This is a genomic window from Niastella vici, assembly GCF_002077945.1.
Lineage (GTDB): Bacteria > Bacteroidota > Bacteroidia > Chitinophagales > Chitinophagaceae > Niastella > Niastella vici.
In genome coordinates this window covers 55,502-70,058 of the sequence record NZ_LVYD01000113.1, presented here as the reverse complement: position 1 = coordinate 70,058, position 14,557 = coordinate 55,502, and the positions used below count along the sequence as shown (strand labels likewise).

Genomic DNA, 14,557 nt, shown 5'->3' with positions numbered 1-14,557 from the left:
AAATTGAAAGGGAAATATCGGGGCCGGCGATTGCGTTAACAATCGCTTTATCATTTTTAATAAATTTTAGTGGTTTTTAGACCTGGCAACCCTTAATTATGGGGGCGAGGGGCTCCAACATTCCTTCAGAATGCGCCTGTTAATTGGCGGAAATATTAATTGCTCTTATGCTACGTTCTTTATATATAATCACACTGGTTATAGGTGTAAATAGCTGCAGCGCCCAGCCTGCGACGGGTATTAAACTATTGACTACTTTTCATATAGGTGGTTCTGGCGGCTGGGATTACCTGTCGCTTCAACCCAATTCAAATAAATTGTACGTATCGCATGGTACGCAGGTGAATGTGGTGGAGAGTTCAACCGGTACGCCCCTTGCCGTTATTCCCAATACGACCGGTGTGCATGGCATTGCATTTGTGCCTGCCCTGAAAAAAGGGTATACCAGTAATGGCCGGTTAAATACACTTACCGTATTTGATTGGCAAACAAATGCGGTCACGGGTGAGGTAAAGGTAGGGGAGAACCCCGATGCTATTATATACGATGAGTTTATAAAGCAGGTGGTTGTTTGCGATGGTCGCAGTCATGAAGTAACCTTTGTTGACCCCGCCACTGATAAAGTAGTGGCTACGGTAGCTGTAGGCGGTAAACCGGAAGAAGCAGTAAGCAATGGCGCCGGAATGATCTATGTGAACATTGAAGACAAAAACGAGATCGTGGCAATAGATGCCCGTAGTTTTAAGGTAACAGCTCGCTGGCCGCTGGGCTCCGGAGAAGCGCCCACCGGCCTGGCCTTTGATAAAACAACCAACCGGTTGTTTTCGGGCTGCAGTGATAATAAAACCCTGGTTGTAATGGATGCTGCCAATGGTAAAGTGGTGGCTTCGTTACCCATAGGCGCCGATTGTGACGGGGTAGCATTTGATGCCGGCCGTAATACTATTTTTACGTCAAACGGTGATGGAACGCTAACCGTAATAAAGGAAAATTCAAAAGACAGCTTTAGTAAAGTAACTACTGTTACTACAAAAAAAGGGGCGCGTACCCTTGCCATTGATACTGCCAGCCATAAGATCTATTTGCCCGTTGCCGACTTTGAGGCTGCTGCAGGCGCCAATGGCCGGCCTGCTATAATTCCCAATACGTTCCAGGTGCTTGTATTCGGGTATTGATGGCAGAATATATTTCTTATCCACGCGAAAACTACTTTTGCCGGGAGATAGTTACTTTTTTGGGCCGATAATTACTTTTTGGAGGCCGATATTTATTATTTCCGGGTCATACTTACTTTTTGGAGGCCGATATTTACCTTTTACCGGGTCATACTTACTTTTTAAGAGCCGATAATTATTTATTACGGGTCATACTTACTTTTTTGTGGACGATAACTACTTTTTCCCGGGCTATAACATCAGAATTGGCAGTTATAATTTTTCCTGCATTGGAGATAATTTTTTTATCAGAATTAACATCATTTAAAGAAAAGATAACTACTTTTTGCCGGTTGTAACATCATTTCATTTAAAGTACATTACTTTTAGGGAAAGTTGATTGCCTGATAGCAGAAGTAAATTTTTTTTCCAATTTGCAGCTCTCTTTTTTTGTAACTCCATTTATTTCCATAAAAGATCACTTAAGATCATTAATAACTAATTTTTTTATAACGCAGGTTCACTCAATTTGCCTGTTTATTCACTTAAATACCGGAAAAAAGTACACTTCTCAGGCCTTATATACCTGAATGCAGGAATATGCTGCTTTAAAAACGGAACATCAATGACCTTCTATCAAAAAAATGGTTGTTATTTATTCGAATTAAATAATATTGTCACCGGTAGAACCAGTGCCATGGCATTGGTATTTTTTTGATATATGAATAAAAATATTCAGGTCAATCTTTAGATCAAACCTTTTTCTATATGAAGAAGCTGGCGGCTTTTGTAACACTATTCCTGTCGATGCTGTGCCAGTTTACGACGGCACAGCTAACCATCGCCGGTAATATAGCTAACGAAAACAGGCAATCTTTTCCATATGTTGTAGTATGCATGCGGAATGGTAATTCCCTCATTGGTTCCACAATGAGCGACAGCACAGGGCATTACCGGTTTCAAAACATTAAAAAGGGAAATTATTATTTGCTGATCAGTCACCGTTCTTACAGAGACTCCGTAATACCGATACACCTGTTGGCCGACACGGTCATCAACCTGCAACTGGTTAATGAAAAAATGTTACAACAGGTTGAGGTTACCGGTAAGAAACCACTGATTCAAATGGAAATAGACAGGTTACGGTTCAATGTGACGGGCACAGACCTGGTTGCAGGAAATAATATTTGGGATGTTATTGAAAAAACGCCGCTGGTGACCATTTCATCTGACGGTACCATACAGATCAGTGGAACTTCGGGCGCCGTGATATATATCAATAATAAAAAGAAGGTGCTTTCCAGTGCTGCGTTAAGATCATATTTAAGCAGTATGCCTGCAGATAATCTGGAAGCCATTGAGGTAATCACTACACCCTCCAGTAAATACGATGCCGAAGGCGGCGGGGGTATTCTGAATATCGTCACTAAAAAGAAAAAAGAAGATGGGCTGATGCGCACGGAAAAAAGTTAAATATCGATTTCGACGCACTGAACTATACTTCTGAAAATACTTCGCTCAGCAAAACAAGCGCATTGGATGCTGCCTCCTATGACCCGTTGTACGTAAGCGATTATTTTAGAAGCTCGGCGCCACAACATGTAAAAAATCAATCGTTCAAAGCCGATCTGCACTGGCCCTTCAGCGCCAGCATCTATCTTGATTTCGGTATCAGGGCTTCTTTTTCGCAAATTGACAACAATCTTGTTTTTGAAAACTATATGGGGAATAATTCCTGGGCAAAAGACATTTCGCGCAGTAATTTATTTTCCTACGATGAAAATGTAAATGCTTCCTATATACAACTGAACCAAAGAATAAATGGGGCATGGTCGTACCAGTTGGGAGCCCGCCTTGAAAACACCATTGCCAAAGGATACCTTGAAGGTGAAAAGGTGGTAAACCGCAACTATGTCAATGTTTTCCCAACCGGTTATCTGAAATATTCAACTTCCGGGAACAGAACATATACCCTGGCGGTATCGAGCCGCATAACAAGGCCGGGTTATTGGGATGTTAACCCTTTCAGGACCTATACTACCAATAAAGCTTATTTTGAAGGCAATCCCTTTTTATCACCTTCTACCTATTACCGGGAAGAGTTCAGTCATTCACTGAATGCCGGCAACGGTAATTGCATTTTTCAACTGGCAGCAAGCCAAACCATCAACGAGATATACCCGCTGGCTTTTAAAGATTCTACAGGCGTTGTGGTAAATAAAAAAACAAATTATGGGAACAAATACAGCTATTCGGTAGCGGCTTTATACAATAGCCAACTGAAAAAATGGTGGCAATTGGCTGCTACTGTCTCAACGGGTTATGTTGTGTCTAAAGGGGCTTATAATAGTAATATTTCCATCGATAACCGGTCGCTTTACTTAAGCATTTCAACCAATCAAACATTTACGCTTTCAAAAAAGCAACGGTTAAGCTGTAATCTGATAGCCAATAATACCCTGCCCTTTACCGTTGTGAATACCCGGGTAGGTGACCGGTTCGATACGGAATTGAGGATAAAAAAATCAGCCGGAGCATTCAGTTTTACCCTTTCGGTAACAGACCTGTTCAAAAGCAATAAAGACGTATACAGGGTGGAAGCAGGCGACCTGTTAATAAAACAACATTATTATAACGATACCCGCAGTGTGGCATTTATTCTTAACTATAATTTTGGAAAATCAACCGTAAAGAAAAAAAGGGACAGGGACACTGAATTTGAAAATGTCAAGAACCGGATTGTATAATATACCCGCCGTTGAGGCCAGGGTATGCCCCAGCCAGTTTCAGAAATTTCTTATCAGCGTAAGGCCCATTGCTCCATTATTGTAAGTAGGAATTACAATAGCATGCAGGGTATGTTTTGAAGAGAACAGCCGTTTGATCTTAGGATAAATATAGTAGGTGAAGTCAACGGATAAGATCCCTGTACCGGCGCCCGCCAGAACATCGCTCAGCCAGTGTTTATTGTTGTACATTCTCAGAAAACCGGTGGAAGCGGCTACAACATACCCGTAAACACCGTACCAGGGCGAAACATTTTTGTATTCCAGCCGCATAAACTCGGCCCCGGTGAATGCGTTGGAGGTATGCCCCGATGGGAACGACTGGTTACTTTCACCATTAGGTCTTGTTTCCCCGCTGATCTTTTTAATGGAAGCCACTACTGAGCTTTGGATCAATTCGGCCATTCCAAACAGCAGGGCCCGGTCGGTGAAATTATGCCGGCCTTTTATTCCGGCAAAGCCAAGGGCAAAAGTACTGGCAGCCGGGGCCCATTGCAAATAGTTGTCTATATGAACCAGGTTATGAGGGTTTTGGGTCCATACCTCGTCTTTAAGCGATTCGTTCCAGTCCTGGAACCAGTCGCAGTTTAAGGCCACTACGCCATACGCGATCATTGTTCCCGGAATGATAATTGAGCGCCAGGTAACATCGGGTTTAGTGATCATTTCCCGGGAATGATTGGGAGGAATAGAATCGATAGCCGGGCTGGCTATTTGCGGGCTTTGCGCAAATGCAATGGAATATACCAGTAGAAATAAACAAATCAGGCTGGGAGCTTTCATGTTAATTGCGGCAAACTTCCAATACAAATCTGTGGATTTTTTGAATATGCGGAACCTTTGGCTACCGTTATAGTTCCGGCGTATACAATCAGCGGCGTCCTTTCTTTCTATAGTTTTTAAAGGAATTTTCTGTGCCCGACCGTTTTCCTTTTTTACTATCAGGGCTTTCTTTACCCGTATTCTTTTCCGGACGGCCGTGTTGGTCCTTACGGCCCTTTGCAGCTCTTTTCGAAGGATCTTCCTTTTTCCAGGATTTTGCGCCTGTTTGGGATCTGCCTTCTTTGGTTGCGGGTTTTGTGGCTTTAGCCTTACCAGCCTGCTCCCGGTCTTTGGTGGAATGGCCGGGTTTGGGCGGAGTAAATGTACGGCCCGCGCCTTTACTTTTATTTGCGGGCGGCTTACCTGCATTGTTGACCTTGGTTGAGCCGGCTATATTTTCCATCAACATCGATAATTCTGCATCGCTGAGGTAACGCCATTTTCCCAGGGCCAGTTTGTCGAGCCGGATGTTCATGATGCGTACGCGTTGCAAACCTGTTACCGCATAGCCAAGGTATTCGCACATCCGCCTGATCTGCCGGTTGAGGCCTTGTGTAAGCGTAATACGGAAGGTTTGGCGGCCCATCATCTGTACTTTACAGGGCAGGGTGCGGGTGTCGAGAATGGGCACTCCCTGCGACATTTGTTGTACGAATGCATGATCAATGGGCTTGTTAACTCTTACTATGTATTCCTTTTCGTGCTGGTTATCGGCTCTAAGGATCTTGTTAATAATGTCGCCATCATTGGTAAGAAGGATCAGGCCTTCAGAGTCTTTGTCGAGGCGGCCAATGGGAAAGATCCTTTTGGGATAGTTTACGAAACTAATAATATTGTCCTTGATGTGTAATTCGGTAGTAGTAGTGATGCCTGCCGGTTTATTAAGAGCCAGGTATACGCGTTTTTCTTTTTTTGCGGCGGTGACGAGGCTGCCATCCACTTCAACAGTATCGCCGGGCTTGTAACGGTTGCCCAAAACTGCCGGCCTGTTGTTCAATAATACCCGGCCTGCGGTGATGAGGTTGTCTGCTTCCCGGCGTGAACAATAACCCGTATCACTGATAAACTTGTTTAAACTGATCGAATTGTCCAAAGATGTTTTTTTTAGAGCGGTTGGCATATGCTTTCCGGGTACAAAAGTCGGGAATTGAAAACAAAAAAGCGACTTCCGGCAAAATATCTCTCCAGGCCTCTCTTATTAGCGGATCAGCATTACTGTTCCTTTTACCACTACGGTTTTGCCTTCATTACAGGTGCCCAGGTTCCAGTCGCGGCGCACTACGGTGCCGCCAGTCGATATGTCGGTAAAGTTTACGCCACCGAGGGGAATACAGCCTTCTTTCTTGTTGATGGAGAAATCGGCAGTGGTTTGTGCCATGGTGATAAACGCAGCACAGCAATACACCAGGACGAGAACCAGCCGTTTCATAAGGGGTGCGGTTTAATTTGGCCGCCAAAAGTAGGTAAGTTTTGTGTTCATGACAGTTTTCCCAGGCCTTTTACCCAGTTAAGTGATAAAAGCTACAACAACTATCTTCTTATTTGTTGTAGGGGGCTATTCTGTTCGCAATGACTTTATTGGGTTGGCCAGGGCTGCTTTTATTGCCTGGAAACTGATCGTAGCCAATGCAATAATAATGGCAACCAGTCCGCCTGCGGCAAATAACCACCAGCCGATGTGGGTGCGATAAACATAATCCTGCAGCCATTGGTGCATGTAATACCAGGCAATGGGGGTGGCAATTGCAAAGGCAATGGCAATGAGCAGGACGAATTCTTTTGAAAACAAATAAACGATATTGCCTGTAGTAGCGCCCAGCACTTTACGAATACCAACTTCTTTTGTGCGCTGCGCTGCCATGAAGGAGGCTAGGCCATACAAACCAAGACAACTGAGGAAGATCGCGATTGCTGCAAAGATCTTGTACAATTGCGCCAGCTGTTCTTCCTGTTTATAAAAACTGTCAATTTTATCATCAAGGAACCGGTATTCATAAACAAAATCGGGAAATGTTTGCGCCCATATTTCTTTAACAGCCTGCAGGGTAGAAGAAATGTTGGTTGTGCCCAGTTTTATGGCGGCCTCGCTGTACATGGTATTGTTGGTGGTAATAAGCAATGGCGCCAGCTCATGGCGAAACGACCGGTTATTAAAATCTTTCAGTACACCCACCACCGGACATTTTATCCGATCGCCCCAGATGCTTATTTCTTTGTTCAGGATAGCTGACGGGTTTTTAAATCCTAAACTTTTTGCGAGCGATTCATTCACCAGGAATTCTTTTGTAAATGGGGAAGGCTGCAAATTCCTTCCGGCTATCAGCGGTAACTTAAAGGCCGGCACATATTCGGGGTCGGCAAATTTGAGGATAGCTTTAAAATCTGTTTCTTTTAGGGCATGATCAAATTTGAACGGGCTCCACATATCATTGATGTCTTCGACCGGGGTGTTTGAACTGTAGCTTACTGCCTGCACGCCGTTTACCAACAGCAACTGTTTCCTTAAATAATCGAGCCTGCTGATGCGAAGACTGTCTGTACGGAAAGGCACAGTTATAATGGCGTTTTTATCGAAGCCCAACGGCTGATTCATGAAATAATCCATTTGCTTTACAATGATCAATGTTCCAATAATGAGCGCCTGTGCAACGATGAATTGAAACACTACCAGTCCTCTTCTTAACGAAAGTCCTTTTGTGGTATTTACGGTGAGTTTGCTTTTTAAAGCATTAACAGGGTTGAAACGTGATAAAACAATGGAAGGATAAAAACCGGCGAATGCGGTTACAACAATGGTTACAGCCAAAAGAAATAAAATAATGGCAGGGTTGTTCAGGATGCTGAAGGAGAGCGACAATTCCAGCAATTGATTTACTGCAGGCAATGCAATACCTGTAATGACGGTTGCAAGCAGTACGGCGCCTGTGACTATCAGAAATGTTTCAACGAGGAACCGGACCTGCAATTGCGTTTTATTGCTTCCCAACACTTTTCTTACGCCCACCTCTTTTGCCCGGGTAACGGCCTGTGCAGTGGAGAGGTTGATAAAGTTAACGCAGGCAATTAACAGGATGAAAGCAGCGATCAGCCATAGTACATTAATGAGGTCGCGACTGATTGTTTTGTTGCTGTAATTGCCGGTTTGTGCGTCATAATGCACAGCAGATATGGGTTGTATAATATAACTATTCTTATTGCCGGCTGACCCCAACTTTCGCGCGAATGCGCTTAATTGCTGATTGAAATTGTTGACAGAAACAGTGGGCGGTAATAAAATATAGCAACCAAAGTCGGTTGTCGTTTCATCCCAATCCTGGGATTGTGCCATTAAACTTCCGGTAAAACCTGTTCCATAAGCCACCACCAGTTTTAGCTGAAAGTCTGTATTGGCCGGGATGGTTGCCAAAATACCGGAAACTTTTAATACCTCGGTGCCGTGTTCGAAGGTATAGCCGCCGGCCTGTAGTTTAATGGTTTTACCCATGGCCGTTCTCCAGTCGCCAAAATATTTTTGGGCGATCTCTTTTGTAAGCAATACATTGTTTGGATCTTTTAAGGAGGCATACGAGCCTGCGAGCAGGGGAAAATCAAACAGGTTAAAGAACGAAGGGGCTGTAAAAAATACGCCCCTTTGTTCTTTAAATATTTTTTCCGTGTTCCCATTATTGTCAGGTATCAGCAACTGATCTTGTTGGCTTGCAAAAACCGGTGCTACCTGTTCAATTTGGGGAAAAGCGGTTTTCAACCCTTCGGGTATGGGAAAGGGAACGTCTTTCCCATAAGAAATATTCGTTGCATCAGCATGATGATATTCGGTGAGCACCCGGTAAACGCGATCTTTCTTTGCATGAAAAGTGTCGAAGCCTGTCTGAAATTGTATAATGATAAAGATCATCATACAAACGGCAATACCAACAGCCATACCGGCCATGTTGATCATTGTGTAGATCCTGTTACGGACCAAACTTCTGACTGCCGTTTTAAGATAATAAAGGATCATAATAATTGGATAGCAACAGGTATTGGCATAGAAAAAATATGCCAGGTAATTACTGTTTTGACCGCCAATTAATTACAGATCTTCAAACTATAAGGCTGTTCGTTTCCGATACATGGCAACGTTTGTTTTTGATACAACTGACCGTTCCCGTGTGCTTACCATTTACAAGCCCAGTTTCATTAAAAATGCGTCTTCATTTCCATGATTGCCGCTAAAATCACCATCTGTACTGCCTGAATGGCCGGCCACCACATACGTGCGGTTGCCAACTGGAATAATGGCAGCCGATTGATCGCTCAGGGAGCCGCCAAATGAGCTGGGCGCCAGGGTGCCGTTAATAGTTAAGTTGAGGAATAACAGATCATAGCCACCTTTGTTGTTATCGGTTTCGCCTTCCTTGCTGTTTGAGAAGCCCCCAACAATGAACCTGCCATCAGTGCCAGGGGTAATGCAGGAGGAGAAATCTTCCTGTGGTCCCCCAAAAGTTCTCTCCCACAGTTTTGTTCCTGATGCGCCTGCATAAACAACCCAGATATCTGAAGCGCCACCATGGTAGTAACCAACGTCGCCATTTGTGCTGTTCGTATTTCCGGTGAGCACGTATTCGTTGTTGTAAGGAACTGTTAAACCACGGGCATAGTCAGAACCTGAGCCGCCGTAAGTTTTATCCCATACCTTGTTGGCAGAAGCATCCAGTTTCATTAACAGATAATCAAAACCACCCTTATTATTGCTGATGTCGCCATCTTTGCTTTCACTTGACCCGCAAAGCATATATCCGCCATCGGCAGTTGCTAATATTTGACCAGGCAATTCGTTTAATGAGCCGCCCAACAGTTTTACCCACTGCTTATCGCCCGATTCGTTGAGCTTAATGAGCATGATATCACTGCCGCCATGATTGCCGGTTGCAATTCCATCTGTACTGGTAGTACTTCCCAACAGCAAATACCCCCCATCAAGCGTTGAGATAATAGAAGTGGTTTCTTCCAGCTTTGAGCTGCCATAGGTTTTAACCCACGATTTATTTCCCGAAGCATCGAGTTTCAGGATCACGAAATCGGAGTTTCCCTGGTTCGAAGGGATATCGCCATCTGAACTTTGCGTGGTTCCTGCTATAAGATAACCGCCATCGGGGGTGGTTACAACAGCGTTACCGTTATCAGCAGCCGAGCCGCCAAAATTTTTAACCCATTGCCTGTTGCCCGAGGCGTCGAGCTTCGCCACTAAGATATCTTCTGCGCCCTTATTGCCGGTTAGATCACCGTCGGCACTTTTTGAATAGCCGGTAACAATAAGCCCGCCGTCGGCTGTTTTTTTCGCATCATTTGCGCCATCCCAATTGGTTCCACCCAGCATTTGTTGCCAGTTTACACCATAGGTATAGCCGTCATTGTTATCCTTTTTATGACAGGCGCTTGTTAAAATTGTTAAACCCAAACAAAATAAAGACACACTCGATTTCATAAAATTAATGTTTAAAAAAAGTTTATTTAAGAAGTGAAAAACGTGGTTTATACTGAATAACATTATCGGTAATTATTTCAGATAAGTTTGTACATTGACTCTCATATGGCAATCGACCAGGCACACAAAAAGCTACTTTACCGGCACGTTTTCGTGCTGGCAGCATTAGCATTAATAAGTGGCTGGCTGTTTGTATGGCTGGCACAGGAGGTGGTTATTGAAAAAAAGGATTGGTTCGACACCCTTGCTTTTCAATTTTTACGGCCATGGATCACACCGGCACATACTACAATCGCGTTAGTGGTTACACGTGGTGGATCAGACGCGTTTCTGATCGCTGTTTATTTATTGATCTTTTATTATTTACTCCGTAATAATTTTAAACGCCAGGCTATACAGTTGGTTGTAGTTGCCAGTGCCCCTTTTTTATGGAGCTGGCTGTTAAAAAAAATCTTTCACCGGCCGCGGCCATTACCGCCTCATTTCGATTATGTGATCAGCTATAGTTTTCCCAGCGGGCATACCCTGGGCACTTTTACGCTTTGCGGCATACTGGCCTGGATAACCTGGAAAATAAAATGGCCTTTTATCACAAAACTGACTGCAACTATTTTCCTGTTCCTGTATGCCTGTGTCATAGGCATGAGCAGGGTATACCTGCATGTACATTATTTATCCGATGTAGTTGCAGGCGCCTGTGTTGCCTTGTGCTGGCTGGCGATCGCGGCTGTATTTATAAAGTTGACAGATTAATTGCTCAGGGTAATATCAGTTTATACGAAACGCTGGTGGCGTAAAATAATCCCAATGCATTATTGCTGAAATTTCCCTTTGCCGAGGCGGGCATTGGTTTATACACATTGCCATCGTCCTCGAATTGACTGGTTAATACCCTGTAATAGTCATATGCCTCTTTGGTTAAAGAAGACAGTCGTACCTGTACTGCCTCGCCAGGCATAATATAATTTTGATGATACCCAAATGGATTATGGGTTGATTCGGTTTCCCACACCACCTGGCCATTTACATACGGCGGCAATGTTTTATCGTCTATAACATAGAATGGCGTACGGGTAGATAACACACGGCTTCCGTATGGGTTATCATGGGGATAGTCGCCAATATTGTTATGTTGTAACAGGTAATAATTTGTTTCCTGTTGGGGTTCCTTAAAATATACAAAGGGCAGGGTATATTTATCCCATGAAGCGGAAGCGATAGGGCCTTTTAATACAGCGGAATCGAGCGCCGGTACAAAAGGCATATAGGCCGAAGCCTGGTATTCTTTATTGTCAACCACTACCTTCAGGTGATAAGTATGCCCCGCAATACCCTGCATTTTTGTTGTTTCATAATACCCAAGGTCATTGGTTAAAAATTCATTCTGGTAATCCTGCTTAAAAGAATCAAGCTTGCCATTGAGCATAAAATAATTAAATCGCGGTGGGTTTCTATAAACACTTGGTTTCAGGGTGTCTGATACGCCCATATCATCCCATATAATCACCTGGGCCCCTTTTACTGCCAATGCTGTATCGTCAGACGATTTCCACCAATGGGGAACGCTGGCTATTTCATTGGTTGATCTTGTTACCCGAACATAGTAAGGGCCTTGCAGATCGCTTATTCTTGCGTCAATAACGATCAATGGTTCCGTTTTATCGAGTTTGATTTCAGTTTCTTTAGTGCATCCTGCCACCATTAATAAAAGAATGAACAACAAAAAAGATCTTGTAAGCATAAGAACTATTATTAAAAATTTAGAATTTAAAGTTGTAAGTGATTGATGGCAAAAAGCCAACGAGGGAAACCTGACTGGCTGTTGAAAGGCCGGTATAGAACCGGTCCTGGCTAACATACAGGGCAAACACGTTTTGCCTGTTGTACACATTATAAATGCTAAAGACCCATTCGCCCTGCCACCGTCTTTGCGGTTTTATTTTATTTTGCCATATAAGGCTTACATCGAGCCGGTGACTGGCTGGCATTACATACCCGTTCCTTTTTCCGTAAAAAACATACCTCACCCCGTTATAAATGTAAGACCCTTTGGGCATGGTAGTGCGCCCGCCGCTGCGGTAGATCCAGTTACCGGAGATACTTAATCTTTGATTTATTTTGTGAAGGAATACCACGGAGATATTGTGCCGGTGATCGTAGGTGGGCGGGTACCACTCATTGTTATTGATCCCTTTAATATTACGCAATGCCTTCGACCAGGTATAGCTTATCCACCCGGTTGATGCCCCTTTGTTCTTTTTTATCAGCCATTCTGCGCCATACCCCTTTGCTTTTCCGGTCAATATCTGTGTTTCAATTTTATTATTCATGAACACTTCTGCATTATCCCTGAAATCAATGATATTATACGACTGCCGGTAATATAATTCCATGCTGGCTTCCCAGGTTTCATTCTGCAGGGTCTTGTATACACCTGCTGCAAACTGGTCGGTATATTGTGGTTTGAAATAAGTATCAGAGGGCAACCAGATATCGGTTGGTAACCCTACCGAAGAATTGGTTAACAGGTGCTGGTACTGATAATTGCGGCCATAGGATAATTTCAGGGAACCGGTATTGGATATTAATACGGCTGCCGTAATTCTTGGTTCAAGGCCAATGTACGACGAAATGATCTTTCCTTTGGGGTACCAGGTGCTGTCAATAACAGCCGATGTATCTGCATTATAACGATACACCATAGCATCGCCCAAAGCCGCAAAACCGGTTGCCCGCATTCCGTAAGAAAGATTGATCCGGTTGCCTATTTTCTGATCATTGCTGATATAGGCAAACAACTGTGCCGAGCTGCGGTCTTTCAGCGATATGGCTTTTGCGGTAGTGCTGTCGCCGGTGGGAACTATTTTGCCAGGCAATACATTCTGCCAGGTGATACCAGCCCCAAACTTTACCTGGTTACTGGTATTGATCATCCAGTCAAAGTCTGTTTTGGCCGTTATTTCCTGCAGCCTGGCTTTCCAGTTAAAATCTTTAGTAACGTCTGTTGAATAATAGGAGTAATTATAATTACTGTACAGCAACGAGGTGTTGGCAAACAAACCCGGATTGAAAACATGGTTCCACCTGCCCGAAACGGTCGTATTTCCCCATTTCATACCGTCAGATTTGTCGATCAGGTCCATGAAAAAATTGTCGTGCCCCGTGTAAGCCGACAAATACAGCCTGTCTTTTTTGCCTATAGTGGTATTGAATTTTGCATTCAGGTCATAATAGGCCATCCTGTTATTGTTTGAATTGATCTTAAACCGTTTTGCAACAAACTTCCTGTTCAACAATACGCCTATATTGCTGTACCTGCCCGAAAGCATAAACGAAGACTTATCTTTTTTGATTGGCCCCTCCCAGGTTAACCGGCTTGCCAGCACGCCTATACCACCGGTAACTATATGCTGCCGGTTATTGCCTTCTTTCATCCTGATGTCGATCACTGAAGATAAGCGGCCGCCAAACTGGGCTGGAAATACGCCCTTATAAATGGACACATCTTTCAGTGCGTCTGTATTAAAGGCTGAAAAGAAACCAAGCACATGCGTGGGATTATATACCGGGGCTTCATCGAGCAGGATGAGGTTTTGATCATACGATCCACCCCTCACCGATAAATTGGTGGTGCCTTCATGCGAAGTTTGTATGCCGGGTAAGAACTGCAGGCTTTTCAGCACATCCGGTTCCCCGCCGATCATGGCCATTTTTTTGATCTCGGTGATGGTTAAATGATGATTGCCGGTAATGGCTTTTCTTATATTACTTTTTTTTGCAGCGGTATACACCGTAATTGGTTGCAGGTTATTATCTTCTTTAACACCCAGCTCAATATTGTTTTGAAAAGTTTGGCTGCAATCAATTACCTGATCAAAATCGCGGTAACCAACATAGGAACAACTTAACCGGTACGATCCGGCCGGAAGGGTTACCGAATAAAAACCATAGGCATTGGTGATCGTTGACCAGGTATTACTGCCCGATACCTGTACGGAAGCACCCTGTAATGTTTCGCCGGAATGGGCTGATTTTGCAAACCCAAATACCGTTACCTGCTGTGCGGCCTGTTTATTGTTTTTTTTGATTATTATATAATACTGCATCTGTTCGTACCGCAATGAAGTGCGGGATAACAGATCGTCCAGGATCTTTTTTACGGAAACCTGCCGCTGCGAATAGTTTAAATTACGAATACCCTTTATGTCTCCGGATCTGTAATTGAATTTAAAAGGAGTTGCCTGTTCTATTTTGAGAAAAGCCTCCTCCAGGGTAGCATTATGCAATTCAAGGCTGATTGTTATCTTACTCATATCCTGCCCGTATAT

11 protein-coding genes are annotated in these 14,557 nt (G+C 43.7%); 4 read left to right on the top strand and 7 right to left on the bottom strand.

Annotated features, from left to right (window positions below):
* Positions 1-167: 167 nt before the first annotated feature.
* From A3860_RS36630 to A3860_RS36620, 3 genes are all read left to right on the top strand, one after another.
* On the top strand, positions 168-1,175 hold the full coding sequence (locus A3860_RS36630) for a YncE family protein (RefSeq protein WP_081155566.1): 1,008 nt from the start codon (positions 168-170) through the stop codon (positions 1,173-1,175).
* A 747-nt stretch (positions 1,176-1,922) separates the two neighbouring features.
* Positions 1,923-2,627: a carboxypeptidase-like regulatory domain-containing protein gene (locus tag A3860_RS36625; RefSeq protein WP_081155565.1), complete on the top strand. Its 705-nt coding sequence runs from the start codon at positions 1,923-1,925 to the stop codon at positions 2,625-2,627.
* A gap of 2 nt (positions 2,628-2,629) precedes the next feature.
* Complete coding sequence (locus A3860_RS36620) at positions 2,630-3,901, top strand: outer membrane beta-barrel family protein (protein ID WP_081155564.1); 1,272 nt, start codon at positions 2,630-2,632, stop codon at positions 3,899-3,901.
* Positions 3,902-3,940: 39 nt separating this feature from the next.
* Here the strand turns inward: A3860_RS36620 and A3860_RS36615 are convergent, their stop codons facing one another.
* From A3860_RS36615 to A3860_RS36595, 5 genes are all read right to left on the bottom strand, one after another.
* A complete protein-coding gene (locus A3860_RS36615) occupies positions 3,941-4,723 on the bottom strand; it encodes a phosphatase PAP2 family protein (protein WP_143774445.1) in 783 nt (260 codons plus the stop codon).
* 88 nt (positions 4,724-4,811) lie between these two features.
* A complete protein-coding gene (gene rluF, locus A3860_RS36610; RefSeq protein WP_081155562.1) occupies positions 4,812-5,855 on the bottom strand; it encodes a 23S rRNA pseudouridine(2604) synthase RluF in 1,044 nt (347 codons plus the stop codon).
* Positions 5,856-5,960: 105 nt separating this feature from the next.
* Positions 5,961-6,191: a hypothetical protein gene (locus A3860_RS36605; RefSeq protein ID WP_081155561.1), complete on the bottom strand. Its 231-nt coding sequence runs from the start codon at positions 6,189-6,191 to the stop codon at positions 5,961-5,963.
* Between the two features lie 126 nt (positions 6,192-6,317).
* Entirely contained in the window at positions 6,318-8,762 is a 2,445-nt protein-coding gene (locus A3860_RS36600) for an ABC transporter permease (RefSeq protein ID WP_081155560.1), read from the bottom strand.
* 162 nt (positions 8,763-8,924) lie between these two features.
* Entirely contained in the window at positions 8,925-10,229 is a 1,305-nt protein-coding gene (locus A3860_RS36595) for a hypothetical protein (RefSeq protein ID WP_081155559.1), read from the bottom strand.
* Between the two features lie 105 nt (positions 10,230-10,334).
* On the opposite strand from A3860_RS36595, the gene A3860_RS36590 reads away from it, so the two are divergent.
* Positions 10,335-10,982, top strand: a complete 648-nt coding sequence (locus A3860_RS36590; RefSeq protein ID WP_081155558.1) for a phosphatase PAP2 family protein — start codon at positions 10,335-10,337, stop codon at positions 10,980-10,982.
* A 4-nt stretch (positions 10,983-10,986) separates the two neighbouring features.
* Here A3860_RS36590 and A3860_RS36585 read toward each other — a convergent pair whose 3' ends face one another.
* Both A3860_RS36585 and A3860_RS36580 read right to left on the bottom strand, forming a co-directional pair.
* Entirely contained in the window at positions 10,987-11,970 is a 984-nt protein-coding gene (locus tag A3860_RS36585; RefSeq protein WP_158085477.1) for a DUF4249 domain-containing protein, read from the bottom strand.
* A gap of 19 nt (positions 11,971-11,989) precedes the next feature.
* Complete coding sequence (locus A3860_RS36580; protein WP_158085476.1) at positions 11,990-14,542, bottom strand: TonB-dependent receptor; 2,553 nt, start codon at positions 14,540-14,542, stop codon at positions 11,990-11,992.
* Positions 14,543-14,557: the final 15 nt, after the last annotated feature.

Coding starts and splice junctions, on each gene's coding strand:
- A3860_RS36600 (WP_081155560.1), bottom strand. CDS start 8,762: ATGATCCTTTATTATCTTAAAACGGCAGTCAGAAGTTTGGTCCGTAAC.
- A3860_RS36625 (WP_081155565.1), top strand. CDS start 1,923: ATGAAGAAGCTGGCGGCTTTTGTAACACTATTCCTGTCGATGCTGTGC.
- A3860_RS36580 (WP_158085476.1), bottom strand. CDS start 14,542: ATGAGTAAGATAACAATCAGCCTTGAATTGCATAATGCTACCCTGGAG.
- A3860_RS36585 (WP_158085477.1), bottom strand. CDS start 11,970: ATGCTTACAAGATCTTTTTTGTTGTTCATTCTTTTATTAATGGTGGCA.
- A3860_RS36590 (WP_081155558.1), top strand. CDS start 10,335: ATGGCAATCGACCAGGCACACAAAAAGCTACTTTACCGGCACGTTTTC.
- A3860_RS36630 (WP_081155566.1), top strand. CDS start 168: ATGCTACGTTCTTTATATATAATCACACTGGTTATAGGTGTAAATAGC.
- A3860_RS36615 (WP_143774445.1), bottom strand. CDS start 4,723: ATGAAAGCTCCCAGCCTGATTTGTTTATTTCTACTGGTATATTCCATT.
- A3860_RS36595 (WP_081155559.1), bottom strand. CDS start 10,229: ATGAAATCGAGTGTGTCTTTATTTTGTTTGGGTTTAACAATTTTAACA.
- A3860_RS36605 (WP_081155561.1), bottom strand. CDS start 6,191: ATGAAACGGCTGGTTCTCGTCCTGGTGTATTGCTGTGCTGCGTTTATC.